The organism is Klebsiella terrigena, assembly GCF_006539725.1.
Taxonomy (GTDB): domain Bacteria; phylum Pseudomonadota; class Gammaproteobacteria; order Enterobacterales; family Enterobacteriaceae; genus Klebsiella; species Klebsiella terrigena.
Map to the genome: position 1 here is coordinate 115,897 of NZ_BJNO01000012.1, position 25,857 is coordinate 141,753.

Annotated in this window: 24 protein-coding genes; 5 read left to right on the forward strand and 19 right to left on the reverse strand. The window is 57.8% G+C overall.

Annotated features, from left to right (window positions below; translation table 11 throughout):
- Positions 1–12: 12 nt before the first annotated feature.
- Positions 13–480 carry a DoxX family protein gene (locus RTE01_RS14755; RefSeq protein ID WP_071844961.1) on the forward strand — a complete coding sequence of 156 codons (468 nt, stop codon included), beginning with the start codon at positions 13–15 and terminating at the stop codon, positions 478–480.
- 66 nt (positions 481–546) lie between these two features.
- Here RTE01_RS14755 and glyA read toward each other — a convergent pair whose 3' ends face one another.
- On the reverse strand, positions 547–1,800 hold the full coding sequence (gene glyA / locus RTE01_RS14760; RefSeq protein WP_041146738.1) for a serine hydroxymethyltransferase: 1,254 nt from the start codon (positions 1,798–1,800) through the stop codon (positions 547–549).
- A gap of 322 nt (positions 1,801–2,122) precedes the next feature.
- Between glyA and hmpA the strand changes: the two genes are divergently transcribed.
- Positions 2,123–3,313 carry an NO-inducible flavohemoprotein gene (gene hmpA / locus RTE01_RS14765; RefSeq protein WP_141335133.1) on the forward strand — a complete coding sequence of 397 codons (1,191 nt, stop codon included), beginning with the start codon at positions 2,123–2,125 and terminating at the stop codon, positions 3,311–3,313.
- Between the two features lie 37 nt (positions 3,314–3,350).
- Here hmpA and glnB read toward each other — a convergent pair whose 3' ends face one another.
- The 5 genes from glnB to purL form a co-directional block, all read right to left on the reverse strand.
- Positions 3,351–3,689, reverse strand: coding sequence for a nitrogen regulatory protein P-II (gene glnB, locus RTE01_RS14770; RefSeq protein ID WP_041146740.1), 339 nt, complete (start codon positions 3,687–3,689; stop codon positions 3,351–3,353).
- A 65-nt stretch (positions 3,690–3,754) separates the two neighbouring features.
- On the reverse strand, positions 3,755–5,092 hold the full coding sequence (gene glrR, locus RTE01_RS14775) for a two-component system response regulator GlrR (RefSeq protein WP_041146741.1): 1,338 nt from the start codon (positions 5,090–5,092) through the stop codon (positions 3,755–3,757).
- Positions 5,079–5,783: a two-component system QseEF-associated lipoprotein QseG gene (gene qseG / locus RTE01_RS14780; protein ID WP_166793785.1), complete on the reverse strand. Its 705-nt coding sequence runs from the start codon at positions 5,781–5,783 to the stop codon at positions 5,079–5,081. The genes glrR and qseG overlap by 14 nt, the downstream gene beginning before the upstream one ends.
- A 17-nt stretch (positions 5,784–5,800) precedes the next feature.
- Positions 5,801–7,237 carry a sensor histidine kinase gene (locus tag RTE01_RS14785; RefSeq protein ID WP_134527294.1) on the reverse strand — a complete coding sequence of 479 codons (1,437 nt, stop codon included), beginning with the start codon at positions 7,235–7,237 and terminating at the stop codon, positions 5,801–5,803.
- 662 nt (positions 7,238–7,899) lie between these two features.
- A complete protein-coding gene (purL, locus tag RTE01_RS14790; RefSeq protein WP_115192109.1) occupies positions 7,900–11,787 on the reverse strand; it encodes a phosphoribosylformylglycinamidine synthase in 3,888 nt (1,295 codons plus the stop codon).
- 174 nt (positions 11,788–11,961) lie between these two features.
- Here purL and mltF point away from each other — a divergent pair, with 174 nt between their 5' ends.
- Entirely contained in the window at positions 11,962–13,578 is a 1,617-nt protein-coding gene (gene mltF, locus RTE01_RS14795) for a membrane-bound lytic murein transglycosylase MltF (protein WP_134527297.1), read from the forward strand.
- Here the strand turns inward: mltF and tadA are convergent.
- Positions 13,575–14,081 carry a tRNA adenosine(34) deaminase TadA gene (tadA, locus tag RTE01_RS14800; RefSeq protein ID WP_041146746.1) on the reverse strand — a complete coding sequence of 169 codons (507 nt, stop codon included), beginning with the start codon at positions 14,079–14,081 and terminating at the stop codon, positions 13,575–13,577. The two genes, mltF and tadA, sit on opposite strands and share 4 nt — an antisense overlap.
- Before the next feature lie 60 nt (positions 14,082–14,141).
- Complete coding sequence (gene yfhb / locus RTE01_RS14805; RefSeq protein ID WP_166793786.1) at positions 14,142–14,765, reverse strand: phosphatidylglycerophosphatase C; 624 nt, start codon at positions 14,763–14,765, stop codon at positions 14,142–14,144.
- Between the two features lie 220 nt (positions 14,766–14,985).
- On the opposite strand from yfhb, the gene RTE01_RS14810 reads away from it, so the two are divergent.
- On the forward strand, positions 14,986–15,834 hold the full coding sequence (locus tag RTE01_RS14810) for a MurR/RpiR family transcriptional regulator (protein WP_134527300.1): 849 nt from the start codon (positions 14,986–14,988) through the stop codon (positions 15,832–15,834).
- Between the two features lie 56 nt (positions 15,835–15,890).
- Positions 15,891–16,151, forward strand: a complete 261-nt coding sequence (locus RTE01_RS14815) for a YfhL family 4Fe-4S dicluster ferredoxin (protein WP_041146749.1) — start codon at positions 15,891–15,893, stop codon at positions 16,149–16,151.
- Here the strand turns inward: RTE01_RS14815 and acpS are convergent.
- The 11 genes from acpS to rpoE form a co-directional block, all read right to left on the reverse strand.
- Positions 16,148–16,528 carry a holo-ACP synthase gene (gene acpS / locus RTE01_RS14820; RefSeq protein ID WP_123710377.1) on the reverse strand — a complete coding sequence of 127 codons (381 nt, stop codon included), beginning with the start codon at positions 16,526–16,528 and terminating at the stop codon, positions 16,148–16,150. The genes RTE01_RS14815 and acpS overlap by 4 nt on opposite strands.
- Entirely contained in the window at positions 16,528–17,259 is a 732-nt protein-coding gene (gene pdxJ / locus RTE01_RS14825; protein ID WP_115192107.1) for a pyridoxine 5'-phosphate synthase, read from the reverse strand. The genes acpS and pdxJ overlap by 1 nt, the downstream gene beginning before the upstream one ends.
- 8 nt (positions 17,260–17,267) lie before the next feature.
- Complete coding sequence (gene recO / locus RTE01_RS14830) at positions 17,268–18,008, reverse strand: DNA repair protein RecO (protein WP_041147718.1); 741 nt, start codon at positions 18,006–18,008, stop codon at positions 17,268–17,270.
- 131 nt (positions 18,009–18,139) lie between these two features.
- Positions 18,140–19,045 carry a GTPase Era gene (gene era, locus RTE01_RS14835; protein ID WP_041146752.1) on the reverse strand — a complete coding sequence of 302 codons (906 nt, stop codon included), beginning with the start codon at positions 19,043–19,045 and terminating at the stop codon, positions 18,140–18,142.
- On the reverse strand, positions 19,042–19,722 hold the full coding sequence (gene rnc, locus RTE01_RS14840; RefSeq protein ID WP_041146753.1) for a ribonuclease III: 681 nt from the start codon (positions 19,720–19,722) through the stop codon (positions 19,042–19,044). Before rnc ends, era begins: the two co-directional genes overlap by 4 nt.
- Before the next feature lie 294 nt (positions 19,723–20,016).
- Complete coding sequence (gene lepB / locus RTE01_RS14845; RefSeq protein WP_041146755.1) at positions 20,017–20,991, reverse strand: signal peptidase I; 975 nt, start codon at positions 20,989–20,991, stop codon at positions 20,017–20,019.
- A 16-nt stretch (positions 20,992–21,007) separates the two neighbouring features.
- Entirely contained in the window at positions 21,008–22,807 is a 1,800-nt protein-coding gene (gene lepA / locus RTE01_RS14850) for a translation elongation factor 4 (protein ID WP_041146756.1), read from the reverse strand.
- A 186-nt stretch (positions 22,808–22,993) separates the two neighbouring features.
- A complete protein-coding gene (gene rseC, locus RTE01_RS14855) occupies positions 22,994–23,473 on the reverse strand; it encodes a SoxR-reducing system protein RseC (RefSeq protein WP_141335135.1) in 480 nt (159 codons plus the stop codon).
- Positions 23,470–24,426, reverse strand: coding sequence for a sigma-E factor regulatory protein RseB (rseB, locus tag RTE01_RS14860; RefSeq protein WP_041146758.1), 957 nt, complete (start codon positions 24,424–24,426; stop codon positions 23,470–23,472). The genes rseC and rseB overlap by 4 nt, the downstream gene beginning before the upstream one ends.
- Complete coding sequence (gene rseA / locus RTE01_RS14865; RefSeq protein WP_041146759.1) at positions 24,426–25,076, reverse strand: anti-sigma-E factor RseA; 651 nt, start codon at positions 25,074–25,076, stop codon at positions 24,426–24,428. Before rseA ends, rseB begins: the two co-directional genes overlap by 1 nt.
- A 31-nt stretch (positions 25,077–25,107) precedes the next feature.
- Positions 25,108–25,683 (reverse strand): RNA polymerase sigma factor RpoE, encoded by a 576-nt coding sequence (gene rpoE / locus RTE01_RS14870; protein WP_041146760.1) that lies wholly within the window; start codon positions 25,681–25,683, stop codon positions 25,108–25,110.
- Between the last annotated feature and the right edge of the window lie 174 nt (positions 25,684–25,857).

Sequence of the window (25,857 nt, forward strand, 5' to 3'; positions counted from 1 at the left end):
CGGGGAGCAAAATTGTGTATTACGTTTAAAGAACACGTCTTTCATAAGGTGCTGGTTATGAACGCATTACGCTATTTTGATTTTGGTTCCTCACGCCACGTCCTGCTCCTGATTGCGCGAATTGCCGTCGTGCTGCTGTTTATCATCTTTGGCTACCCCAAGCTGATGGGGTTTAGCGGCACCGTGCAATATATGGCGTCATCCGGCGCGCCGCTGCCGACGCTGGCGGCGATTATCGCTATCGTGATGGAGGTTCCGGCGGCGATCCTGATTATTCTCGGCTTCTTCACGCGTCCGCTGGCGGTCATTTTTATTTTTTATACGCTGGGTACGGCGGTTATTGGCCACCACTACTGGGATATGTCCGGCGATGCGGTGCTGCCGAATATGATTAACTTCTATAAAAACGTCAGCATTGCCGGCGCCTTCCTGCTGCTGGCGATAGTGGGCCCGGGCGCCATCTCCCTCGACCGCCGTTAATCATCGGACAACGGACGTAAAAAAGGCCGCATTCGCGGCCTTTTATTCGCTTTCAACAGCTAAGCGTTATGCGTAAACCGGGAAGCGGGCGCAGATATCCAGAACTTTACCTTTAACGCGCTCGGTTACCGCTTCGTCATTGATATTGTCCAGAATGTCACACATCCAGCCGGCCAGCTCTTTCACTTCAGCTTCTTTGAAGCCGCGGCGAGTCACCGCCGGAGAACCGATACGGATACCGGAAGTCACAAACGGGCTCTTCGGATCGTTCGGCACGCTGTTTTTGTTCACGGTGATGTTGGCGCGGCCCAGGGCGGCGTCAGCTTCTTTACCGGTCAGGTTCTTATCAACCAGATCCAGCAGGAACAGGTGGTTTTCAGTACCGCCGGAGACCACTTTGTAGCCGCGGTTCAGGAACACTTCCACCATCGCTTTGGCATTCTTAGCGACCTGCTGCTGGTAGACCTTGAACTCAGGCTCCATCGCTTCTTTCAGCGCCACGGCTTTCGCAGCGATAACGTGCATCAGCGGGCCGCCCTGGGCGCTTGGGAATACGGCAGAGTTCAGCTTTTTGTACAGCTCTTCGCTACCGCCTTTCGCCAGGATCAGGCCGCCGCGCGGACCCGCCAGGGTTTTATGGGTCGTGGTGGTCACAACGTGAGCGTGCGGAACCGGGTTCGGATAGACGTCAGCGGCGATCAGGCCGGCAACGTGGGCCATATCAACGAACAGGTAAGCGCCGATGCTGTCGGCGATTTCACGCATTTTTGCCCAGTCAACGACGCCGGAATAGGCAGAGAAGCCGCCGATGATCATCTTCGGCTTATGGGTCTGCGCCTGCTTCGCCATGTCTTCGTAGTCAATTTTACCGGACTCATCAATACCGTAAGGGATGATGTTGTACAGCTTGCCGGAGAAGTTAACCGGGGAGCCGTGAGTCAGGTGGCCACCCTGCGCGAGGTTCATACCGAGAACGGTATCGCCCGGCTGCAGCAGAGCGGTGTAAACCGCGAAGTTAGCCTGAGAACCGGAGTGCGGCTGCACGTTGGCGTAGTCGGCGCCAAACAGCTCTTTTGCACGGTCGATAGCCAGCTGCTCGACGATATCAACGTATTCGCAGCCGCCGTAGTAGCGCTTGCCCGGATAGCCTTCGGCATATTTGTTGGTCAGCTGAGAACCCTGAGCCTGCATAACGCGCGGGCTGGTGTAGTTCTCGGAGGCGATCAGTTCGATGTGCTCTTCCTGACGTACTTTTTCCTGCTCCATAGCCTGCCACAGTTCGGCATCATAATCGGCAATGTTCATTTCACGCTTTAACATCCGCATCTCCTGCTCAGCTAACAATAGATTACAGCTCTAAATGGGGGCCTTTTTGGGCGACGGGCCACAGTATAACTGAATCGTTCTGTGATAACAGGTCTTGACAAACGATTTTACGCAAACGTTTGGCTCCGCATGACACAAGGCTTTGAGCAATAACGCCTCTCCGATTATCAACGGATTTCTTTTCAGGTTTGTGATGCAAATTCTTCACGTTGTAACTGTTTTAATGCAGTGTGTTAAAGAACCATTTACATTGCAGGGTTATTTATATAAGATGCATTTGAAATGCATCATTAAGATAATACTAAAGGAAGCTGCTATGCTCGACGCTCAAACCATCGCTACGGTCAAAGCCACCATTCCCCTGCTGGTCGAAACGGGTCCTAAGCTGACCGCCCACTTCTACGATCGCATGTTTGCTCATAACCCCGAACTCAAAGAAATCTTCAATATGAGCAACCAGCGCAACGGCGATCAGCGTGAAGCGCTGTTTAACGCTATTGCTGCCTACGCGAGCAATATCGATAACCTGGCGGCCCTGCTGCCGGCGGTAGAGAAAATCGCGCAGAAGCACACCAGCTTCCAGATCCGTCCGGAGCAGTACAATATCGTCGGCGGCCACCTGCTGGCGACGCTGGATGAAATGTTCAGCCCGGGCCAGGAAGTCCTTGATGCGTGGGCCAAAGCCTACGGCGTGCTGGCTAACGTCTTTATCAATCGCGAAGCCGAAATCTATCAGGATAGCGCCAGCAAGACCGGCGGCTGGGAAGGCACCCGCGCGTTCCGCATTGTGAAGAAAACCCCGCGCAGCGCGCTGATCACCAGCTTCGAGATGGAGCCGGTGGACGGCCAGCCGGTTGCCGACTATCAGCCGGGCCAGTACCTGGCCGTCTGGCTGAAGCCGGAAGGGTTTGAATATCAGGAGATTCGCCAGTACTCCCTGACGCGTAAGGCGGATGGTAAAGGCTATCGCATTGCCGTGAAGCGCGAGAGCGGCGGCCAGGTTTCGAACTGGCTGCACAATGCGTCAAGCGAAGGGGACGTTGTCCACCTCGCGGCGCCGGCGGGCGACTTCTTCCTGACCGTTGACGCCGAAACCCCGGTAACGCTGCTCTCCGGCGGCGTCGGCCAGACGCCAATGCTGGCAATGCTGGATTCGCTGGCAAAAGCGCGGCATCCGGCGCAGGTTAACTGGTTCCACGCGGCGGAAAACGGTGAGGTTCACGCCTTTGCCGATGAGGTCAGCGCGCTGGGCGCGGCCCTGCCTAAGTTTGCGTCTCACGTCTGGTATCGCAGCCCAGGTGAAGAGGACCGTCAGGCGGCGCGTTTTAATAGCGAAGGTTTGATGGATTTGACCGCTCAGGCAGAGAGCCTGCGCGACCCGCTGATGCAGTTCTACCTCTGCGGCCCGGTGGCCTTTATGCAGCATGCGGCAAAGCAGCTGGTGGCGCTTGGCGTCAATAGCGAGCGCATTCATTACGAATGCTTCGGCCCGCACAAGGTACTGTAATTGATGACCCTCTCCCCGCCGGGGAGAGGGTTAAAACTTAAATCGCTTCGTCGTCTTCTTCGCCGGTACGGATACGGATCACGCGCGCCACGTCAAAGACAAAGATTTTACCATCGCCGATTTTACCGGTCTGCGCCGTGCGGATAATGGTATCGACGCAGGTATCGACGATATCATCCGTGACCACGATTTCGATTTTCACTTTTGGCAGAAAATCCACCATGTACTCCGCACCGCGGTACAGCTCGGTATGGCCCTTCTGGCGGCCAAAGCCCTTCACTTCCGTTACCGTCATCCCGGTGATGCCGACTTCCGCCAGCGCTTCACGCACGTCATCCAGCTTGAAAGGTTTAATAATCGCATCAATCTTTTTCATGGTGTTCCTGTCTTAGTCGCGTAACCGGTTGCTTACCGTATCATAACTTGCGCTATGGCGCGGAGCTACTCTTTAAAGTCGTTGGCGTCGAGCTCGTGGCGCGACAGCAGTTTATAAAATTCGGTGCGGTTGCGCCCGGCCATTCTGGCCGCGTGCGTCACGTTACCTTTGGTAATTTGCAGCAGCTTGCGCAGGTAGTTCAGCTCAAACTGATTACGCGCCTCAACGAAGGTCGGCAGCGCGGTATTTTCGCCTTCCAGCGCCTGCTCCACCAGCGCATCGCTGATCACCGGCGAGGAGGTCAGCGCCACGCACTGCTCAATCACGTTCACCAGCTGGCGCACGTTGCCCGGCCATTTGGCGGCCATCAGCCGCTTCATCGCGTCGGTCGAGAAGGCGCGAACAAACGGCTTATGCCGGTCGGCCGACTGGCGCAGCAGATGGTTGGCAAGAAGCGGAATATCCTCGGTGCGATCGGCGAGAGGCGGGATCTTGAGGTTCACCACGTTCAGGCGATAAAACAGATCTTCGCGGAACTCGCCGCGCGCCATCGCCTTAGGCAGGTCGCGGTGGGTGGCGGAGACGATGCGCACGTCGATGTCGATGTCGCGGTTGCTGCCCAGCGGGCGAACCTTGCGCTCCTGCAGAACGCGCAGCAGTTTGACCTGCAGAGCCACCGGCATATCGCCGATCTCATCGAGAAACAGCGTGCCCCCTTCGGCGGCCTGAAACAGCCCTTCCCGATTGCTGACCGCGCCGGTAAAGGCGCCGCGGGCGTGGCCAAACAGCTCCGACTCCAGCAGCTGCTCCGGCAGGGCGCCGCAGTTAATGGCGACAAAGGGCTTGGCGTGGCGCGGGCTGGCGTTATGGATCGCCTGGGCGACGATCTCTTTGCCGGTGCCGCTCTGGCCGTTAATCAGCACGCTGACGTCCGACTGCGCCACCATGCCCGCCTGCTCCAGCAGGCGCTGCATCAGCGGGCTACGGGTCACAATCGCCTGACGCCAGCGCTCATCCGTCGTCGGCGCGCTGTGCTCCAGCGCGTCATCAATGGCTTTGTACAGCGCGTCCTTGTCTACCGGCTTGGTCAGGAAGCTGAACACACCCTGCTGGGTCGCCGCCACCGCATCAGGAATCGAGCCGTGGGCGGTGAGAATAATCACCGGCATTCCCGGCTGCACCTTCTGGATTTCGGCAAACAGCTGCAGGCCGTCCATTTCATCCATGCGCAAATCGCTGACCACCAGGTCGACCTTATCGCGTCCCAGCACGCGCAGCGCTTCGGGCCCGCTTTCGGCAGTGGTCACGCTGTAGCCTTCGCTGACAAGACGCATCCCCAGCAGCTTCAGCAGCCCTGGGTCATCGTCCACCAGCAGCAGGCGCGCGGGTTTACGGCTCGTCATGCGTGGCCTCCGGGATTTTTTCGCCGCCGTGCCCGACGTCAGAATTAAAATTTCCGCCCGGCTTGCGGGTAGAGAGCTGACGTTCGATATCGGTAAGATTTTCCAGCTTACGCGTGGTGAGCTCCAGCTCGCCGCGCAGCTGCTGCTCCTGCTGGCGCAGCGCGTCGAGCTCGGCATCGCTGGTCTGCTGTAGTTTCGCGTAGCGGGAGCGCTCGTCCACCAGCTGCAGCTGTCGGCTCTGGCCGTCGCGCCAGAGCTGGTAAAGCGCGCGCACCTGCACGGCTATTTGCGAGCTGAAGGTGTCCAGGCGAGAAACCAGCTCGCGCCGCTCGTCGGGGGTAATTTTGGCGTCCGCCAGCAAAATGCCGCGCTTAAACGCATCCTGCCAGCGGTCGTCACCGTGCAGCCGGGCTTCCGCCCGCGCCTGCACCGGAGAAAGGCGATCGGCGCAGTCAATTCCGCGTAGCCAGTAGAGCGGATTTTTGTCGCTGATATCCCCGTTCAGGGACCAGATATCCGCGCACTCAACCGAGAGGAAATCCGCCACCTGATGCTGCGGCAGCTCGGGCTGCGCTTTGTCGCTTGCCGTGTGCGGTGATAAAGCCGTGGAACATCCGGCCAGCGCCAGGCAGGAAACGCCGGTCAGCAGCCAGACCTTGACGGGACGAACCCATGCGAAAAAGTGGGACATAGTCACCCATTGTTGATTCATGTGTTGATTTTTCCCGGCTCGGCGGCGGGTAGCGTGATGCGAAAACAGATAAGCCCGGGTAGATCGTCGACCAGGCTTAGCTCGCCCTGCATTTGTCGAACGCAGTCCCGCGCAATGCTTAGCCCGAGGCCGCTGCCTTTTACCGCCCCTTTACGCTGGTGACTTCCCTGATAAAAGGGCTCAAATATCATTTTTCTTTCCACTGGCGGTATCGGCTCGCCGCTGTTGCTTACGTCGATGCGCACCTGCTCGCCGTGCCGGTAGCTGTGAATATGAATGTTACCGGATTCAGCACCATAGTGCACCGCATTGGAGTAGAGATTGTCCAGCACGCTCGCCAACAAAGCCGGCTCCGCCTGGCAGAACCGGGCCTCCAGGCTGAGTTCCGTGCGCATCAGTTTAGCTCTTGCCGGCAGGCTGTGGGCAGAGACTACGCTTTCGACCAGTTCCGCAAGGTTAACCGTTTCGCGCGCCACCGGGCCGTCGGCCTGTTTACGGTTGTAATCAAGCAGCTGTTCAATCAGCTTTTGCAGGTTGCGGCTGCTGGCGTCGAGGATCTCGACAATCTCCTGCTGCTCGGCGGTCAAAGGTCCGGCAACGCGGTCGGCAAGCAGCTCCGTACCTTCGCGCATGCTGGCTAAGGGCGTTTTCAGCTCATGGGAGAGATGGCGCAAAAACTGATGCCGCTGCGACTCCAGCCAGGCCAGGCGCTCGCTCAGCCAGATAATGCGTTCGCCGACCGAGCGCAGCTCGCGCGGCCCGGTGAACAGCGCCGCGTTATCCAGCGACTTCCCTTCTCCCAGCCGGTTAATCATCTTCTCAATCCCCTTTACCGGGCCGATGATCATCCGGGTAAACAGCAGCACCAGCGCCAGGCTCAGCAGGAACAGCACCAGCGCCTGCCAGCCGAAGAACTGCCCGCGTTCGGCGATCTCCTGCTGCAGCTGCTGGCCGCGCGAATAGACGACCGTTCGGGTGGCCTGCACCATGACGCTGTTGGCCGTGGCGAAGGCTTCCAGACTCTCTGCTGACTTCGCGTCGGGGCTGCTGTTTTTGCACTTCAGCTGCGCCAGGTCGCTCAAATCCTGGCTCAGGGCCTGCCAAATTTTCTCATCCGGCAGCACGCCGGCGTGGGCGTCCAGCATTTCGCTGTAGCGCTTGCGCTGATTTTGATAAACCTTCGCCAGCGTCGGATCGTCCAGCACGCAGTACTGGCGGTAGCTGCGCTCCATTTCCAGCGAAGCGTTAACCATCGCCTCGCTGCGCCGGGCGTCAACCAGGGTGGTGCGGTTGATGTGCGCGGCCTGGGCGCTGAGAGCGTTCAGGCTCTGCCACGCCTGCCAGGCCAGAACCAGCAGCGGTAGCAGGATCAGCACAAAGGAGAGCGTCACCAGCTGGCGCAACGATCGGGGGAAAAGGGAGAGTCGCTTCAAGTATATAGCCTCAAACATTCGCTTAAGACGATGCTAACCGAGGACGCCGCAGAGTAACAGGTGCAATCCGCAGTTCTGCCGCAGGAAGGGAGACGGGTCGGGGCATTTCCCGTCAACGGCGCGGGTCATTATCCCCGCGCGCCGACGGCTTGCCATACGGCGGACATAATAAAGCCAGGCATTTGCCTGGCTTTATTAAGAAATAAGGCGGTGCCTAACTCGACGTTTCGCCCGATGGCTGATAAAGCAGAGCTATTATCAGGAGTTGGACGGCAGGCACCTTGTTGTGCGTCATTCGAAGTTTATGTAGCGCGTCCCGAAGGGGCTGACATAAGAAGGTGAATGAGCCACTGCCTATTATTATGCACGTTCTATGCCACATTACAAAACATTTTATTAACACAATGAAATATAAATGGTTTTCTATATTTTACACCCCTGACGGCGATGTCTGTTTTTTAGCCATGCTGTCGCCATTTAGCGACACTTAAACCCTGACTTAGCAACCCTGTTTAAAATCAAAAGGTTAAATGTCTCCTTTTAGAGACACCTCTCCCCGGCGTTTGTCGGTAAATCCCGACACCCTGCAGCGATAGCCATCACAAACAAAAAGGCCCCCCGCTTTCGCGGGAGGCCTTTTAGAGCATCAGCCAGGGTTCGGTTTAGCCCAGCTGCTTACGCGCGTTGCGGAAAATACGCATCCACGGGCTGTCTTCGCCCCAGTTTTCCGGGTGCCAGGAGTTTGCCACGCTGCGGAAGACGCGCTCAGGGTGCGGCATCATAATGGTGGCGCGACCGCTTTCGCTGGTAACGGCGGTAATCCCGTTCGGCGAGCCGTTCGGGTTCGCCGGGTAGCTTTCGGTCACTTTACCGAAGTTATCGACGAAACGCAGCGCGACCAGGCCTTTGCTCTCAAGCTGCGCCAGATGCGCGCCGTCGCGAACCTCCACCTGCCCTTCACCGTGAGACACGGCGATAGGCATCATTGAGCCGACCATCCCCTGCAGCAGCAGAGACGGGCTTTGCGTCACTTCAACCAGGCTGAAGCGCGCCTCAAAGCGGTCAGAGTAGTTACGTACGAAGCGCGGCCACAGGTCGCTTCCCGGGATCAGCTCCCGCAGGTTGGACATCATCTGACAGCCGTTACACACGCCCAGCGCCAGGGTCTGCGGACGATGGAAGAAGGTCGCAAACTCATCGCGCACGCGGTCGTTGAACAGAATCGATTTCGCCCAGCCTTCGCCCGCGCCCAGCACGTCGCCGTAAGAGAAGCCGCCGCAGGCCACCAGCGCCTGGAAGTCAGCAAGGCCGGTACGGCCCGCAAGCAGGTCGCTCATGTGCACGTCAACGGCATCAAAGCCCGCGCGATGGAAGGCCGCGGCCATCTCAACGTGCGAGTTAACGCCCTGCTCGCGCAGTACCGCCACCTTCGGACGCGCGCCGGTCGCAATGTACGGCGCGGCGATATCTTCGTTGATATCGAAAGAGAGCTTAACGTTGAGGCCAGGATCGCTGTCGTTGCTTTTCGCGGCGTGCTCGCTATCGGCACACTCGGGGTTATCGCGCAGACGCTGCATCTGCCAGGTGGTTTCTGCCCACCACATACGCAGCGTAGAGCGGCTTTCGCTGAATACCGGGCTGCCGTTGGCGGTGATGACGAAGCGATCGCTCGCCGTTGCCTGACCCAGGTAGTGGGTGCACTCCGCCAGACCGTGGGAGGCCAGCAGCGCTTCAACCGCCTCGCGATCCGCAGCGCGAACCTGAATAACCGCCCCGAGCTCTTCGTTGAACAGCGCCGCCAGGCTATCGTCGCCCAGCGCAGCGATATCCACATCCACGCCGCAGTGGCCGGTGAAGGCCATCTCGGCCAGCGTCACCAGCAGGCCGCCGTCGGAACGGTCGTGGTATGCCAGCAGCTTGCGTTCAGCCACCAGCGCCTGCATTGCGTCCCAGAAGCCTTTCAGCTGCGCGACGTCGCGAACGTCCGCCGGGGTATCGCCCAGCTGGCGATAAACCTGCGCCAGCGCGGTCGCGCCCAGCGCGTTGTGGCCGTTGCCTAAATCAATCAGCAGCAGGGCGTTGTCTTCGGTCAAGAGCTGCGGCGTCACGGTGCGACGCACGTCTTCCACGCGGGCAAAGGCGGTGATCACCAGCGACAGCGGAGAGGTCATCTCGCGCTGCTCGCTGCCTTCCTGCCAGCGGGTTTTCATCGACATAGAATCTTTGCCGACCGGGATAGTCAGGCCCAGAGCCGGGCACAGCTCTTCGCCAACCGCTTTCACCGCTTCGTACAGACCGGCATCTTCGCCCGGGTGTCCGGCCGCTGCCATCCAGTTTGCCGAAAGCTTCACGCGATTCAGTGCGCCAATTTGCGTTGCCGCCACGTTGGTCAGCGCTTCTCCGACCGCCAGGCGGGCGGAGGCGGCGAAATCGAGTAATGCCACCGGCGAACGTTCGCCAAGGGCCATCGCTTCGCCGTAGTAGCTATCGAGGCTGGCGGTGGTAACCGCGCAGTTCGCCACCGGGATCTGCCACGGGCCAACCATCTGGTCGCGCGCCACCATACCGGTAACGGTGCGGTCGCCGATGGTGACGAGGAAGGTTTTCTCCGCCACCGCCGGCAGGTGCAGAACGCGATTTACCGCGTCGGCAACGGTCATTCCCTGGCGATTCAGCGCTTCGCCTTTGGCCTTCAGGGTCTGTACGTCGCGGGTCATTTTCGGCGTTTTGCCCAACAGCACGTCCAGCGGCAGATCGATCGGCTGGTCGTTGAAATGGCTGTCGCTCATATTCAGATGCAGCTCTTCGGTAGCGTCGCCAATCACGGCGTAAGGCGCGCGCTCGCGGCGGCACAGCTCGTCAAACAGCGGCAGCTGGTCCGGCGCCACTGCTAATACGTAGCGCTCCTGGGATTCGTTACACCAGATTTCCAGCGGGCTCATGCCCGGCTCGTCGCTGAGGATATCGCGCAACTGGAATTTACCGCCGCGGCCGCCGTCGCTCACCAGCTCCGGCATGGCGTTCGAAAGGCCGCCCGCGCCGACGTCGTGGATAAACAGAATCGGGTTGGCGTCGCCCAGCTGCCAGCAGCGGTCAATGACCTCCTGGCAGCGACGTTCCATTTCCGGGTTGTCGCGCTGGACGGAGGCGAAATCGAGGTCCGCATCAGACTGACCGGATGCCATAGACGAGGCCGCACCGCCGCCGAGGCCAATGTTCATCGCCGGGCCGCCGAGCACGATAAGCTTCGCCCCAACGATAATTTCGCCTTTCTGGACATGATCGGCGCGGATGTTGCCGATGCCGCCAGCCAGCATGATCGGCTTGTGGTAGCCGCGCAGCTCTTCACCGTTGTGGCTGGTCACCTTTTCTTCATAGGTGCGGAAGTAGCCGTTCAGCGCCGGACGACCAAATTCGTTGTTAAACGCCGCGCCGCCCAGCGGACCGTCGGTCATGATATCCAGCGCGGTCACGATGCGGTCCGGTTTGCCAAAGTCTTCTTCCCACGGCTGTTCAAAGCCCGGGATGCGCAGGTTAGAGACCGAGAACCCGACCAGGCCCGCTTTGGGTTTCGCCCCGCGTCCGGTTGCGCCTTCATCGCGGATTTCACCGCCGGAACCGGTCGCTGCGCCCGGCCACGGAGAAATCGCCGTCGGGTGGTTGTGCGTTTCTACCTTCATCAGGATATGCGCCGCTTCCTGATGGTAGTCATAAATCCCGTCCTGATGGCTGGCGAAGAAGCGCCCGACCTCAGAACCTTCCATGACCGCGGCGTTGTCTTTGTAAGCGGACAGAACGTAGTCCGGGGTCTTCTCAAAAGTATTTTTGATCATCTTAAACAGCGACTTCGGCTGCTGTTCGCCGTCGATGACCCAATCGGCGTTAAAAATCTTGTGGCGGCAGTGCTCGGAGTTGGCCTGCGCGAACATATACAGTTCGATATCGTTCGGGTTACGGCCCAGCGTTTTGAAAGCATCCTGCAGGTAGTCGATTTCGTCGTCCGCCAGCGCCAGCCCCAGACGGAGGTTAGCGTCAATTAGCGCCTGACGGCCCTGGCCCAGCAGATCGACGCTGGTGACCGGCTTAGGCTGATGCTGAGCGAACAGCTTCGCGCCCTCTTCCAGCGCGTCGAATACGCTTTCCATCATTCGGTCGTGCAGCTCATCTGCAACAACGGCCCACTGCTCTGCGCTCAGCGTGCTGGCTTCAACGTAGTACGCTACACCGCGCTCGAGGCGCACAACCTGTGCCAGGCCGCAGTTATGGGCGATATCGGTAGCTTTAGAAGACCAGGGGGAGATGGTGCCAGGGCGGGGGGTGACGAGCAGTAATTTACCGGTTGGGGTATGGCTACTTAAGCTTGGGCCATACTTGAGCAGTCGTGCCAGCCTCTCGCGATCCTCACCGCCGAGCGGGGCGTTCAGGTCGGCAAAATGAACATACTCTGCATATATTGTGCTTACCGGTATGTTGGCCGCCTGGAAACGTGCCAGCAGTTTATTGATACGAAATGCCGACAGTGCAGGTGAACCACGCAAAATTTCCATCATAAGTCTCTCGTCTTCGAAGCTTTCAATATGAGCCAGGGGGGAAACGGGCGCTATTATAGTGAATCCTGCGCCCTGACGAAACCGTTTGCGTGGAAATAAAATCATTCGTCGCGTTTATCATTAAATGTGACCTCTATCGCGAATAAGTTGCCAACTGGCGCATTCTTAAGCAAAATGCCGCTCATTCAACGACAACCTTTTACTTTTTCCGGTCATAGTCTGCTGAGGAACATAGAGCTGCAGAAGATTAACTATCTGAAAAAACTAAAGATTAATTATCTGCTCATCGGCATTGTTACCTTATTGCTGGCGGCTGCCCTGTGGCCGTCGATCCCGTGGTCGGGCAAACCAGAGAACCGCGTGGCGGGAATTATGTCGCGCGGGGAGCTGCGCATCAGCACCATCAATTCGCCGATGACCTTTGCGACCATCAATGACAAAACCTACGGCCTTGATTACGAGCTGGCGCAGCAGTTTGCCGACTACCTCGGCGTAAAGCTGAAGATCACCGTTCGGCAGAATATCAGCCAGCTGTTTGACGATCTGGATAACGGGAAGGCCGACATGCTCGGCGCCGGGCTGGTCTATAACTCCGAGCGGGTGAAGAACTATCAGCCGGGACCGAGCTACTACTCCGTATCGCAGCAGCTGGTCTACCGGGTCGGCAGCCCCCGCCCGCGCACCCTTGCTGGCCTCAATGCCGACCAGTTGGCTATCGCGCCGGGCCACGTCGCCATTAACGACCTGCAGAGCCTGAAGGAGAGCAAATACCCCGATCTCAGCTGGCGCGTCGATGAAAAGCGCGGCACCACGGCGCTAATGCAGGCGGTGATCGATGGCGATCTGAGCTACACCATCGCCGATTCCGTGGCGGTCAGCCTGTTTCAGCGCGTGCATCCTGAGCTGGCGGTCGCGCTGGATATCAGCGATGAGCAGCCGGTGACCTGGTTTAGCGTCAAGGGCGAAGACAACTCGCTCTCGGCGGCGATGCTCGATTTCTTCAACAACATTAATGAAGACGGTACCCTGGCGCGGCTGGAAGAGAAGTATCTCGGGCACGGCAACGATTTCGATTATGTCGATACGCGCACCTTCCTGCGGGCGGTAGAGAATGTCCTGCCGGACCTGCAGCCAATGTTTGAAAAGTACGCCCGCCAGATCGACTGGCGCCTGCTGGCGGCTATTGCCTGGCAGGAGTCGCACTGGGATCCGCAGGCGACCTCACCGACCGGGGTTCGCGGGATGATGATGCTCACCAGAAACACCGCTCAGAGCCTGGGATTAACCGACCGCACCGATGCCGAGCAGAGCGTCAACGGCGGCATGCGCTATCTGCAGGATATGATGAACAAGGTTCCGGATTCGGTCCCCAAAGATGAGCGGATCTGGTTTGCGCTGGCGGCGTACAATATGGGCTACGCGCATATTCTCGACGCCATCGCCCTGACGAAAAAACAGCAAGGGAATCCCAACAGCTGGGCGGACGTGAAGCAGCGCCTGCCGCTTCTCAGCCAAAAATCCTACTACAGCAGGCTGAAATACGGCTACGCGCGGGGCCATGAAGCGTACGCTTACGTCGAGAACATTCGCAAATACCACATTAGCCTGGTCGGCTATCTGTCCGAGAAGGAGAGGAAGGACCAGCAGGCGCTGGCGATGGCCGGTGACTATCCGGCGGTTATGCCGGATGAGGTAGATAAAAAGGAAGAGCAGACGCTACCGTTTTTCAAATTCCGCACCGAAGCGCTGGTCGATAACGCCAGGTTCAAAATCCCCGGGCTGAACCACTAGCTCTCGTCCGCCTGGCGCGCCTTTTTCAGCGCCTTTTTCTCTTCCCGCCGCCAGCGGAAAAAATCGCTCAGCATGGCCGAACACGACTCGGCGAGAACGCCTTCAGCGATCTCAACCCGATGGTTCATCCCCGGATGGTGCAGCACGTCGATAAGCGATCCGGCGGCGCCGGTTTTCGCATCCCGGGCGCCAAATACCAGCCGCGAGATGCGGCTATGCACCATCGCCCCGGCGCACATCACGCACGGCTCGAGGGTCACGTACAGCGTGGCGTCAATCAGGCGGTAGTTTTGCAGCACCAGCCCGCCCTGGCGTATGGCCATGATCTCGGCGTGCGCGGTCGGATCGTGGCGGCCGATCGGCCGATTCCAGCCCTCGCCGATGACCTGGTTATTGTGTACCAGCACGGCACCCACCGGCACCTCGCCCTCTTCCCAGGCGCGTTTAGCCAGCGTCAAAGCGTGACGCATCCAGTATTCATCATTGCGTTCATGGTCAGACAAAGCGGGACTCCTGTGCAAAAGCGGGGCGCATTATACATGCCGGCCGCGCATTAGACACTATCACTCTAGCTGATGCAGATCGCCCTGCGGCGTCACCCGCCAGCGATGCTGGCAAAAGCAGAGCAGCGGATTATCCTGCTCGCTGTCGCTGTAGCCGCTATACAGCCGCAGCGGCGCGCCAATTTTTTGCTCCAGCTGCACCACTTTTTCATGCCCCAGGCAGCGCAGAGTCAGGACCCAGCCGCCGTAGCGGCGCGCCATTCTGCTGGCGATGAGGTTCACTCTCGGTAGCCAGGGCGTATCAAAATAGACCTGCTCCACCAGCGACTGCGGTGAACCGGTGATCAGCCAGACGTCGGCATCGGTGCTGGTCAAATAGCCCGTTAGCCGGGCATGCACCACCGGGAACGCCGTCACGTGCTGGCGAAACCAGCGGACAAAGTTCGCCTCAAGACGCTTGAGCTTCGCCTCGCTGCGCCCGCAGGTGGAGGCCCACAGCAGCAGGCTCATCGGCCAGCGCGCCGCCCTGCCGTTGACCAGCAGCCCGCCGAGGATAACCGGCAGCAAAAGCGCTACCGGCAGAAGATTCAGGGGCTGATGACGCAGGACGTAGCGTATGAAGCTGCCAAACATATCCTGCTGGTGCAGGGTTCCATCAAGATCAAAAAAGACCACCCGACGCATAGCGCTATTCAAACTCAACCTCTTCTTTTCGTCATTCCGGCTGCCCGCTAGCTTACCAGCCTTGCACCCTTAATATTAAAAACATCTGCGAGCGTTGAATTTAGGTTAAGGTCGTTGATTAATAAATCTCAGCGCCAGAATTTTTAATTCGCCATAATCCTCTTATAATCGAATACAAAATTCTTTCAGCAGAGGGTGAAGGCTGTCCTCAGGAAAACCTATGAACTGTTTAATCCGCATTCGCCAGCGCTACCTGTCGCTGGCGGCAAGCGATAAAAAGCTGGCTGATTTTATCCTCGCCCAGCCGGACCAGACCCGGCACCTCAGCTCGCAGCAGCTGGCGGGTGAAGCGGGCGTCAGCCAGTCGAGCGTGGTGAAATTCGCCCAGAAGATGGGCTTCAAAGGTTTCCCGGCCCTGAAGCTGGCGCTGAGCGAAGCGCTGGCCAGCGCGCCCGACCCGCAGTCGGTCCCGGTGCATAACCAGATCCTCGGCGACGATCCGCTGCGTCTGGTGGGCGAAAAGCTGATTAAGGATAACGTGGCGGCGATGCACGCCTCGCTGGACGTTAACAGCGAAGAGAAGCTGCTGGAGGCCGTTGCGCTGCTGCGTACCGCTCGCCGGGTCATTATTACCGGCATCGGCGCCTCGGGCCTGGTGGCGCGCAACTTCAGCTGGAAGCTGATGAAAATTGGCGTCAACGCCGTCGCCGAGCAGGATATGCACGCCCTGCTGGCCACCGTCCAGGCGATGTCGCCAGACGATCTGCTGCTCGCCATCTCCTATTCCGGCGAACGCCGGGAAATCAACATGGCGGCGGCGGAAGCCCTGCGCGTTGGCTGCCGGATCCTCGCGATCACCGGCTTCAGCCCCAACGCGCTGCAGCAGCAGGCCTCCCAGTGCCTGTACACCATTGCCGAAGAGCAGGCGACGCGCAGCGCGGCGATCTCCTCAACCAGCGCGCAGATGATGCTGACGGATCTGCTGTTTATGGCGCTGGTACAGCAGGATCTTGAGCATGCGCCGGAGCGTATTCGCCACAGCGAGGCGCTGGTGAAAAAGCTGGTGTGAGCAGAAAATGGGCGTATAATGCCCGCCCTGTTTGTGTTGTTTCTGAGAATTACCTGATGGCGCTGTTAATTACCAAAAAATGCATCAACTGCGATATGTGCGAACCGGAATGTCCGAACGAGGCCATTTCGATGGGTGATAGCATTTATGAAATTAACAGCGATCGCTGCACGGAATGCGTGGGTCATTACGAAACGCCCACCTGTCAAAAAGTGTGCCCGATCCCCAATACGATCCTTAAAGATCCGGCGCACCCCGAGAACGAAGAGCAGCTGTGGGATAAGTTTGTGCTGATGCACCACGCGGATAAAATCTAGCTTTCGATAATGACCGTTGCGCAGGCGTAGTGGCGCTCATCGGCCAGCGTGACGTGAACGGCGCTGACTCCCAGGCGCTCCGCCAGATTCCTGGCCTCGCCCCACAGGCGCAGCTTCGGTTTACCCAGCTCGTCGTTATAAACCTCAAACTGATTAAAAGCCAAACCGTTACGAATGCCGGTACCCAGCGCTTTTGCCGCCGCCTCTTTCACCGCGAAGCGCTTGGCCAGAAAGCGCACCGGCTGCTGGTGCTGCTCCCAGATTGCCCACTCGCTATCGCTTAATACGCGTCGGGCAAGGCGATCGCCGCTACGGGCGATCACCGCTTCAATGCGGGCAATTTCAACGATATCCGTGCCCAGCCCGAGAATAGCCATTAAGGACGGGCTTCCTGCATCAGGCGCTTCATTTCAGCAACCGCTTCCTTTAGGCCGCTCATCACCGCGCGACCGATAATCGCGTGGCCAATATTCAGCTCATGCATTTCCGGCAGTCGGGCGATGGCCTTGACGTTGTGGTAGGTCAGACCGTGTCCGGCATTGACCTTCAGGCCAAGGCTGGCGGCGTAGGTGGCCGCTTTGGCAATGCGCTCGAGCTCTTTGGCCTGCTGCGCGTCGCTTTTGGCATCCGCGTAGCAGCCGGTATGAATTTCGATATAGGGCGCGCCCACTTCCGCCGCCGCCTTAATTTGCGCAAAATCGGCATCAATGAACAGCGAAACCAGAATGCCGGCATCGGCAAGACGCTGGCAGGCGTCGCGCATTTTTTCGCGCTGGCCGGCCACGTCCAGGCCGCCTTCGGTGGTCACTTCCTGGCGCTTCTCCGGCACCAGGCAGCAGAAATGCGGTTTGGTTTCGCAGGCGATCGCCAGCATCTCTTCGGTCACCGCCATTTCGAGGTTCATGCGGGTATCCAGCGTCTGGCGCAGGACGCGCACGTCGCGGTCGGTGATATGGCGGCGGTCTTCACGCAGATGCACGGTGATACCGTCGGCGCCGGCCTGCTCGGCGATAAATGCTGCCTGTACCGGGTCCGGGTATGCGGTGCCGCGAGCGTTACGTAGCGTAGCGATATGGTCAATGTTGACCCCTAACAGTAATTCAGCCATGACAATCCTCATTGTTCATTATTTGTTTTATCTGCTCGCGCCGCTCTGGCGGGAATAAACTGGCGAAACAGCTCCCGGCTCTTTAGCGGCTTGCCGCCAAGATACGGCTTCAGGGCGATACGGGTAAAGCGTTTGGCAGCACGTAAGGCATCGCTATCCGGGAACTCACGGTTAGCCAGCGCCTTCAAATGGTGCCCGGTAAAGCTGTTGTTATCAATAACCAGGCTGGCGATAAAGCCTTTTTCTTCACGGTAGCGATAGGTCATGGTATCGGAGACCGCTTCGCCGCTGCCGGCGCAGTGCAGGAAATCGACGCCGTAGCCCAGATGCCCGAGCAGGGCCAGCTCGAAGCGGCGTAAAGCCGGCTCTGGGGTACCGCTCGCGCCGGCGAGCGCCTGGAGGCAGTGCAGGTAGTCGAAAAAGAGTTCAGAGAAGCGGGTTTCATGTTCGAGCACCCGGGAGAGCAGCTCATTGACGTAGAGGCCGCTATAGAGCGTAATCCCGCTGAGCGGTAGCGCCAGCGAAACGGCCTCGGCGCTGCGCAGCGTTTTGACTTCGCCACGGCCGCCAAAGCGGAGCAGTAAGGGGGTAAATGGCTGGAGAGCGCCTTTCAGACTGGAGCGTTTGGAACGCGCGCCTTTGGCAACAAGACGCACGCGGCCCGACTCTTCCGTGAAGACGTCCAGCATCAGGCTGGTTTCGCTCCACGGGCGGCTATGCAGGACGAAAGCGCGCTGCCAGCCTTCCATCATACTCGTCGTCTTTCAGGTTGCAGGCGCGCCGGCTGCGTACAGTCACCCCGGTCGCTTACGACAGTAAGCTCCCGGAGACTCGCGGTCTTGCCGCCTGCCTGCACCTCGAAAGCCATGGAGTAGCAAACTCAGAGATCGTCAACGTAACCGAGGCTACGCAACGCGCGCTCGTCGTCGGCCCAGCCGGATTTGACCTTCACCCACAGTTCGAGGTGAACCGGTGCTTCGAACATATCCTGCATGTCTTTACGCGCTTCAATACCGATGGTTTTGATTTTGGCGCCTTTGTTGCCAATAACCATCTTCTTCTGACCTTCGCGCTCAACCAGGATCAGGCCGTTAATATCATAACCGCCGCGTTCGTTGGTCTGGAAACGCTCGATCTCTACCGTTACGGAGTACGGCAGCTCGGCCCCGAGGAAGCGCATCAGCTTCTCACGGATGATTTCAGAAGCCATAAAGCGCTGGGAGCGATCGGTAATGTAATCTTCCGGGAAGTGATGAATCGCTTCCGGCAGATGTTTACGCACAATCCCGGCGATGGTATCGACGTTAGTCCCGGTTTCCGCGGAAATCGGCACGATATCGAGGAAGTTCATCTGGCTTGCCAGGAACTGCAGGTGCGGCAGCAGATCGGCCTTCTCCTGCACATTATCGACTTTGTTCACCGCCAGAATAACCGGCGCCCTGGCGTCGCGCAGCTTGCCCAGCACCATTTCGTCGTCCGCGGTCCAGCGGGTGCCTTCAACAACGAAGATCACCAGCTCAACGTCGCCAATCGAGCTGCTCGCCGCTTTGTTCATCAGGCGGTTGATTGCCCGCTTCTCTTCCATATGCAGGCCCGGGGTATCAACGTAGATTGCCTGATACGGCCCTTCGGTATGGATGCCGACGATGCGGTGACGGGTGGTCTGCGCTTTACGAGAAGTAATCGAAATCTTCTGCCCAAGCAGCTTGTTCAACAGCGTGGATTTACCCACGTTCGGGCGGCCAACGATGGCAACAAACCCGCAATAATTTTTTTCTTCGCTCATTCCAGCTCCAGCTTTTTCAGCGCCTGTTCGGCGGCAGCCTGCTCCGCCTTACGACGGCTGGAACCCGTGCCGACCACCGGTTCACTCAGGCCGCTAACCTGGCAGTGGATAGTAAATTCCTGATCGTGTGCTTCCCCGCGCACCTGAACTACCAAATAAGATGGCAGCGGCAGATGGCGACCCTGCAGATACTCCTGCAGTCGGGTCTTCGGATCTTTTTGCTTATCGCCCGGGCTAATTTCGTCCAGACGAGTTTGGTACCAGGAGAGGATCAGACGTTCGATATTCTGAATATCGCTGTCGAGGAAGACTCCGCCAATTAACGCTTCGACGGTATCTGCCAGAATCGATTCACGACGGAAGCCACCGCTTTTCAATTCACCCGGCCCCAGACGCAGACATTCACCCAGCTCGAACTCGCGAGCGATTTCCGCCAGCGTGTTGCCTCGTACCAGCGTCGCGCGCATGCGGCTCATATCGCCTTCGTCAACCCGAGGGAAACGATGGTAGAGCGCATTCGCGATCACAAAACTCAAAATAGAGTCGCCTAAGAATTCCAGGCGCTCATTGTGTTTGCTGCTGGCACTGCGGTGAGTTAATGCCTGTTGCAACAGCTCCTGATGATTAAAAGTGTAGCCCAGCTTCCGTTGAAGCCGATTAATTACGATGGGGTTCATGCGTTACCAATAGATGAATGCGTCAAAAATGCAGCACACGAAACCGACCTGAGCATTCTCGCCAACTTCACGTTGCATGCGCGCTTGCTTGTCGCCTTTCTGCAACCCAAATTATTGAGAGAATAAACAACCAACGCGGTTTCGTGTGCAGTGTCACTCTTACGAGAGACAACCAAAACTTCGGGGGGATATTCTATACGCAACCACAAGGGATGTCGTTAGTTTGGATGGATTTAAATATTAAATAATTCACGCTGCCGATATTGCAGCGGCAGCGTGAATCGAACAGGGAAATTAGTGGATGCTGCCGATGCGCGATAAACGCACGCCGGTTGGCCACTCGCCTTCCTGTTTTTCGAAGCTCATCCAGATAGCCGTGGCTTTACCCACCAGGTTGGCTTCCGGCACAAAGCCCCAGTAGCGGCTATCCGCGCTATTATCGCGGTTATCGCCCATCATGAAATAGTGGCCCGGCGGCACAATCCAGGTCGCCAGCGGCAGACCGGACTGATGGTAGTACATCCCCACCTGATCCTGGGCAATCGGCACGGTCAGAATACGGTGGGTAACGTCACCCAGCGTCTCTTTGCGCTCGGTCAGACGGATACCGTCCGCCTTGCTCTCGCCCTTCGGCAGCTGCCAGAATCCGCTGGTCGCTTCGCCGCCGTTGCTGCGAGAGAAAGTCTGGACGAAATCGCTCGGCTCAACGTTAGAGTAAGTGACCGGCAGCGCGTTGCCGCACGCCTGTCCGGAACTGCATCCCGGCTGGATAGTGACCTGCTTGGCCAACGGATCGTAGGTGACTTTATCACCCGGTAAACCCACCGCGCGCTTGATGTAGTCGAGGCGCGGATCTTCCGGGTATTTAAACACCACGATATCGCCGCGCTTCGGATGCCCGGTTTCGATCAGCGTTTTCTGATAGATAGGATCTTTAATCCCGTAAGCAAACTTCTCTACCAGAATAAAATCGCCGATCAGCAGCGTCGGCATCATTGAGCCTGACGGGATCTGGAAGGGTTCGTAAATAAATGAACGCACCACCAGCACGATCGCCAGCACCGGGAACACCGAGGCCCCCGTTTCCAGCCAGCCCGGTTTCGGGCCGACCTTCTTCAGCGTTGTTTTATCCAGACCTTCACCGGTCGCTTCCTGGGCTGCGGCCTGACCTGCGCGACGCTTCGGTGCGAAGATAAACTTATCCAGACACCATAAAAGCCCCGTTACCAGGGTTGCGATCACCAGGATCAGGGCAAACATGTTCGCCATGCCAACTCCTTAATGGTTATTTTCCGTCTTTACCCACGTGCAGAATGGCGAGGAACGCTTCCTGCGGCAGCTCAACGTTACCCACTTGCTTCATGCGCTTCTTACCGTCTTTCTGCTTCTGCAGCAGCTTCTTCTTACGGCTCACGTCGCCGCCATAGCATTTCGCGAGGACGTTTTTACGCAGCTGCTTAACGGTAGCACGGGCGATGATGTGGTTGCCGATTGCCGCCTGAATCGCGATATCGAACTGCTGACGCGGGATCAGCTCTTTCATCTTCTCTACCAGCTCGCGGCCGCGGTACGGAGCGTTATCGTTGTGGGTAATCAGCGCCAGCGCATCAACGCGCTCGCTGTTGATCAGCACATCGACGCGCACCATGTTGGAGGCCTGGAAGCGCTTGAAGTTGTAGTCCAGCGACGCGTAGCCGCGAGAGGTTGACTTCAGGCGATCGAAGAAGTCGAGGACCACTTCTGCCATCGGGATCTCATAGGTCAACGCAACCTGTTTACCGTGGTAAACCATGTTGGTCTGCACGCCACGCTTCTCGATGCAAAGGGTGATGACGTTGCCGAGGAACTCCTGCGGCAGCAGCATATGGCACTCGGCAATAGGCTCGCGCAGCTCGTAAATGTTATTCAGCGGCGGCAGCTTGGACGGGCTATCGACGTAGATAACCTCTTTCGACGTCGTCTCAACTTCATAAACTACCGTTGGCGCCGTGGTAATCAGATCCAGATCGTATTCGCGCTCAAGACGCTCCTGGATGATCTCCATGTGCAGCAGGCCAAGGAAGCCGCAGCGGAAGCCAAAGCCCAGCGCCGTCGAGCTTTCTGGTTCATAGAACAGAGAGGCGTCGTTGAGGCTCAGTTTGCCCAGCGCATCGCGGAAGCTTTCGTAATCGTCAGAGCTCACCGGGAACAGGCCGGCGTACACCTGCGGTTTGACCTTTTTGAAACCAGGCAGCGCTTTGTCAGCCGGGTTACGGGAAGTGGTCAGGGTATCGCCTACCGGCGCGCCGAGGATGTCTTTAATCGCACACACCAGCCAGCCAACTTCACCGCACTTCAGCTCGGTACGGTCGACCTGCTTCGGCGTAAAGATACCGAGGCGATCGGCGTTATAAACCTGTCCGGTACTGATAACCTTAATCTTGTCGCCCTTGCGCATGGTGCCGTTTTTAATACGCACCAGCGAGACAACGCCGAGATAGTTATCGAACCAGGAGTCGATGATCAGCGCCTGCAGCGGGGCATCCGGATCGCCTTCCGGCGGCGGAATGTCGCGCACCAGTCGCTCCAGCACGTCCGGAACGCCTACGCCGGTCTTCGCCGAGCAGCGCACCGCATCGGCGGCGTCAATGCCGACGATATCTTCAATTTCTTCCGCAACGCGTTCCGGATCGGCCGCAGGCAGGTCGATTTTGTTGAGGACCGGCACAACTTCGAGGTCCATCTCCATCGCGGTATAGCAGTTAGCCAGCGTCTGGGCTTCAACTCCTTGACCGGCATCGACAACCAGCAGCGCGCCTTCGCAGGCGGCCAGAGAGCGCGACACTTCATAGGAGAAGTCGACGTGTCCCGGGGTGTCGATAAAGTTCAGCTGGTAGGTCTCACCGTTGGTGGCCTTATAATCCAGGGTGACGCTCTGCGCCTTAATAGTAATGCCGCGCTCACGCTCAAGATCCATGGAATCCAGTACCTGGGCTTCCATTTCACGATCGGAAAGGCCACCGCAAATCTGGATGATACGGTCAGACAACGTAGACTTACCGTGGTCGATGTGGGCGATGATTGAAAAGTTACGTATATTCTTCATATTTAGAGTTAATTATGCCTTACGCGTATCATGAGGCCACTGTTCTGTGCCTGACGTTTTTTAATCCGAAAACGCCGCATTCTACACTACATCCTTGAAACCAGGAAATGCTCTTACAGCTGGCATCACCGGAGTAAATGGCGGGATCTTACGGGAGCGGTAAATAAAAAATAAAGGCCAGTGGAATCACTGACCTGCTTCTGAAGAGGGTGTTTCAATACGCACTAAATCGGGCGCTAAACCCACGCTAATGATGATCGGCTGCCACGACTGACGAGCGGCCAGGCCGGGGGAGAGCCCGCGCGCGACCAGGAACCCGCCAACGCCGCCAAGTATCGCGCCGCAGAGGGAGGCAAAATCATTAGAGAACAGCACCTGGAAAAGGGATGCCATCACAAACAGCCCGACCAGCGGCGCCATATACACTAATAGCGCGGAGCCTAACAGGCTGCTTTCCGCGATGCCGAGCTCCACTTTTTGCCCGACACTCAGCGGTTCTGCGCTGTGCACGCTGATAGTGTGGCTGGTTTGCGGCCCCAGCTTATTCAGCACCCGGCTACCGCAGCCGGCGCGCGAAGCGCAGCTGCTGCAGGACGCTTTGACATCGCAGTGCACCTGCGCCATCCCGTTGTGCCAGGAAACGACGGTCGCCCACTCTTTAATCATTGTACGGCCTTGAATTTGATGCTGTCGGCAATGCGCTTAGCCGTTTGCGGCGGCAGTTCGCCCACCACGGTTATCTCCGCGCTGTCACGTACCGTGGTACTCACGGTACGACGCCCGGTGCGTAGCAGCTGATCGCTGCTGTTCGCAGTTGCGCGATTGACGTTGATCGAGAAGCTAAACAGCCCGTCCGAATAGAGGCGAGATTCAACCGGGCCGTCGAAGGTTGGCAGACGGCGCTGGCTGCTGGATATCTCGGAGACGCCCTGCGGTAGCCAGGCTGGCGCCCAGTTGAAGTTAGCTTTATCGCCACCTTCCGGCACCGACAGCTGCGGAGGCAAATTAGCCTTCGCCAGCGTCTCCATGCTGCTGCTTACCTTATCGCCAACGCTAAAGGACACAACCCGGAACTGCTCCAGGGTTTCGCCATCGCGGTCGAGCAAATCAACCCGCATCGGCAGCCGGGTTTCCGCATCGAGCCAGACAATATAGCTATAGCGCGTGCCGTCTCTCGCCACCACGCGGATCACTTCGCACAGGCGATCGGCAATACGCGTACGTCCCACGGAGATGAAGTCGTAGTAGGACGCCAGGCGTTTGAAATCGGTATAGGCCAGTGAAGGCAGGGAATCAACGATGTAGTCACCGTTCAGGGTGAACGGATCGAGCCCAGGCTCGAAGTAGCTGATTTCATTACCGCGCAGCACAACCTCACGACGGGGACCATCGAGCTGCAAAAGCTGAGCGAGAGGTTGATTGTTCAGCCGCGCGTGACGATAACGCAGCGACTCAACGCCCTGTTTGTTGATGCTGACGAAGGACAGCTCATAATTGAGGGACTGGCTAGCCAGGTTCATTTGCTGCAACAACGCCCCGGAAGAGGTATCAGCCGAGGCGTTGACAGAGAAGAACAGGCTGCCTGCCATGAGCGACATGGCACACCAAAGTTGCTTCATTACTGCGATTGCGTTCCTAAAGTTTGATAACCCGGTACCTGAACGGCGGCCTGCTGAGTCTGGGCTTGACCAAACTGAAGCTGTTCGGCATGCAGGCGACGCTGTAATTCATAGTCCTGCAGCATGGCGTTAATGCGGCGACGCTGCTCCTGGACCTGCACCTGTTGACCGGTTCCTGCGGAAGCATCTGCCGGTACGCCCAGGCTCACCGGACTCGCTTTGCCCATCATCGGCATGGTATTAAACACCGGTGCTTCAGGCTGCTGAGATGATTCGGTTTGCCCATTATACTGCTGGACGCCGACGATAACAGCAAGCGATACGCACGCGGCGACGCCCATCTGCGTAAGCGAGCTGGCCCACGGGCGCACTTTCTGCCAGAAAGGCATCTGACGCCACTGGTGCGGTGCCGGCTGAGATTCGGGAATAAGCGGCACCGTCTGGCGAACGGGCTCGTTTTCGATGGCGGCCATCACGCGAGCTGAGATATCAAAGTGGAGCATCTCGGCGGTGTCGCCTCGCAGCGAATCGCGGATGAGATGGTAGCTCTCCCAGGTTTTTTGCATTTCAGAAGAACCGCTCAGCTCATTAAGCAGTTCGTTATCCAGCGTTTCACCATCCATTAAGGCCGAAAGTTTTTCTTTCTGCATGCCTGATACCCTTTTCAGTATTCCGCTATCGTCAACGCCTGATTAGCGGTTGAACTTTATTATCAATAGCTTCTCGTGCCCGGAATATACGCGAACGTACCGTCCCTACCGGACAATCCATGATAGCGGCTATCTCTTCATAGCTTAGGCCATCAAGCTCCCGCAAGGTAATTGCCATGCGTAAATCTTCCGGGAGCGATTCAATGGTACGAAAAACTATTTGTCTCAGTTCTTCTGACAACATTAAGTTCTCAGGGTTCGAAATTTCTTTCAGCGCCCCGCCGCTTTCGAAGTTTTCAGCCTCATTGGCATCAACATCGCTGGACGGTGGGCGACGACCCTGAGCAACCAGATAATTCTTCGCCGTGTTTACGGCGATACGATATAACCAGGTATAAAAAGCACTATCTCCCCGGAAAGAATCCAGCGCACGCCATGCTTTTACGAACGACTCCTGAACAACGTCCGGGATATCGCCCTGCGGCACGTAGCGGGAGACCAGGCTCGCGACCTTATGCTGATAGCGCACCACCAGCAGGTTAAACGCTTTCTGATCTCCTTTCTGGACCCGTTCGACGAGGACCTGATCCGTTAACTGCTCGCTCATCCGAGGTAATGTCTCCCCAAACCTAATTCCCATGCGTCTTCAAAGCACTACCCAATCACTGCATTATGAGCAAGCAGTCGATTGGAGTACCTGAAAACAATAAAGTTCCGTTACGCCTTTGATTTTTGTCTGGCAACGGCGGACGATTTGTTATCTCTCATTATATGTCCCGTT

What these genes read in the sequence shown, in the direction of transcription:
- rnc (WP_041146753.1), bottom strand. Translation starts at nt 19,722, where the DNA reads ATGAACCCCATCGTAATTAATCGGCTTCAACGGAAGCTGGGCTACACT.
- lepB (WP_041146755.1), bottom strand. Translation starts at nt 20,991, where the DNA reads ATGGCGAACATGTTTGCCCTGATCCTGGTGATCGCAACCCTGGTAACG.
- RTE01_RS14815 (WP_041146749.1), top strand. Translation starts at nt 15,891, where the DNA reads ATGGCGCTGTTAATTACCAAAAAATGCATCAACTGCGATATGTGCGAA.
- RTE01_RS14810 (WP_134527300.1), top strand. Translation starts at nt 14,986, where the DNA reads ATGAACTGTTTAATCCGCATTCGCCAGCGCTACCTGTCGCTGGCGGCA.
- recO (WP_041147718.1), bottom strand. Translation starts at nt 18,008, where the DNA reads ATGGAAGGCTGGCAGCGCGCTTTCGTCCTGCATAGCCGCCCGTGGAGC.
- rpoE (WP_041146760.1), bottom strand. Translation starts at nt 25,683, where the DNA reads ATGAGCGAGCAGTTAACGGATCAGGTCCTCGTCGAACGGGTCCAGAAA.
- rseA (WP_041146759.1), bottom strand. Translation starts at nt 25,076, where the DNA reads ATGCAGAAAGAAAAACTTTCGGCCTTAATGGATGGTGAAACGCTGGAT.
- purL (WP_115192109.1), bottom strand. Translation starts at nt 11,787, where the DNA reads ATGATGGAAATTTTGCGTGGTTCACCTGCACTGTCGGCATTTCGTATC.
- hmpA (WP_141335133.1), top strand. Translation starts at nt 2,123, where the DNA reads ATGCTCGACGCTCAAACCATCGCTACGGTCAAAGCCACCATTCCCCTG.
- rseC (WP_141335135.1), bottom strand. Translation starts at nt 23,473, where the DNA reads ATGATTAAAGAGTGGGCGACCGTCGTTTCCTGGCACAACGGGATGGCG.
- glnB (WP_041146740.1), bottom strand. Translation starts at nt 3,689, where the DNA reads ATGAAAAAGATTGATGCGATTATTAAACCTTTCAAGCTGGATGACGTG.
- glrR (WP_041146741.1), bottom strand. Translation starts at nt 5,092, where the DNA reads ATGACGAGCCGTAAACCCGCGCGCCTGCTGCTGGTGGACGATGACCCA.
- glyA (WP_041146738.1), bottom strand. Translation starts at nt 1,800, where the DNA reads ATGTTAAAGCGTGAAATGAACATTGCCGATTATGATGCCGAACTGTGG.
- rseB (WP_041146758.1), bottom strand. Translation starts at nt 24,426, where the DNA reads ATGAAGCAACTTTGGTGTGCCATGTCGCTCATGGCAGGCAGCCTGTTC.
- lepA (WP_041146756.1), bottom strand. Translation starts at nt 22,807, where the DNA reads ATGAAGAATATACGTAACTTTTCAATCATCGCCCACATCGACCACGGT.
- mltF (WP_134527297.1), top strand. Translation starts at nt 11,962, where the DNA reads ATGCCGCTCATTCAACGACAACCTTTTACTTTTTCCGGTCATAGTCTG.
- qseG (WP_166793785.1), bottom strand. Translation starts at nt 5,783, where the DNA reads ATGTCCCACTTTTTCGCATGGGTTCGTCCCGTCAAGGTCTGGCTGCTG.
- era (WP_041146752.1), bottom strand. Translation starts at nt 19,045, where the DNA reads ATGAGCGAAGAAAAAAATTATTGCGGGTTTGTTGCCATCGTTGGCCGC.
- pdxJ (WP_115192107.1), bottom strand. Translation starts at nt 17,259, where the DNA reads ATGGCTGAATTACTGTTAGGGGTCAACATTGACCATATCGCTACGCTA.
- yfhb (WP_166793786.1), bottom strand. Translation starts at nt 14,765, where the DNA reads ATGCGTCGGGTGGTCTTTTTTGATCTTGATGGAACCCTGCACCAGCAG.
- acpS (WP_123710377.1), bottom strand. Translation starts at nt 16,528, where the DNA reads ATGGCTATTCTCGGGCTGGGCACGGATATCGTTGAAATTGCCCGCATT.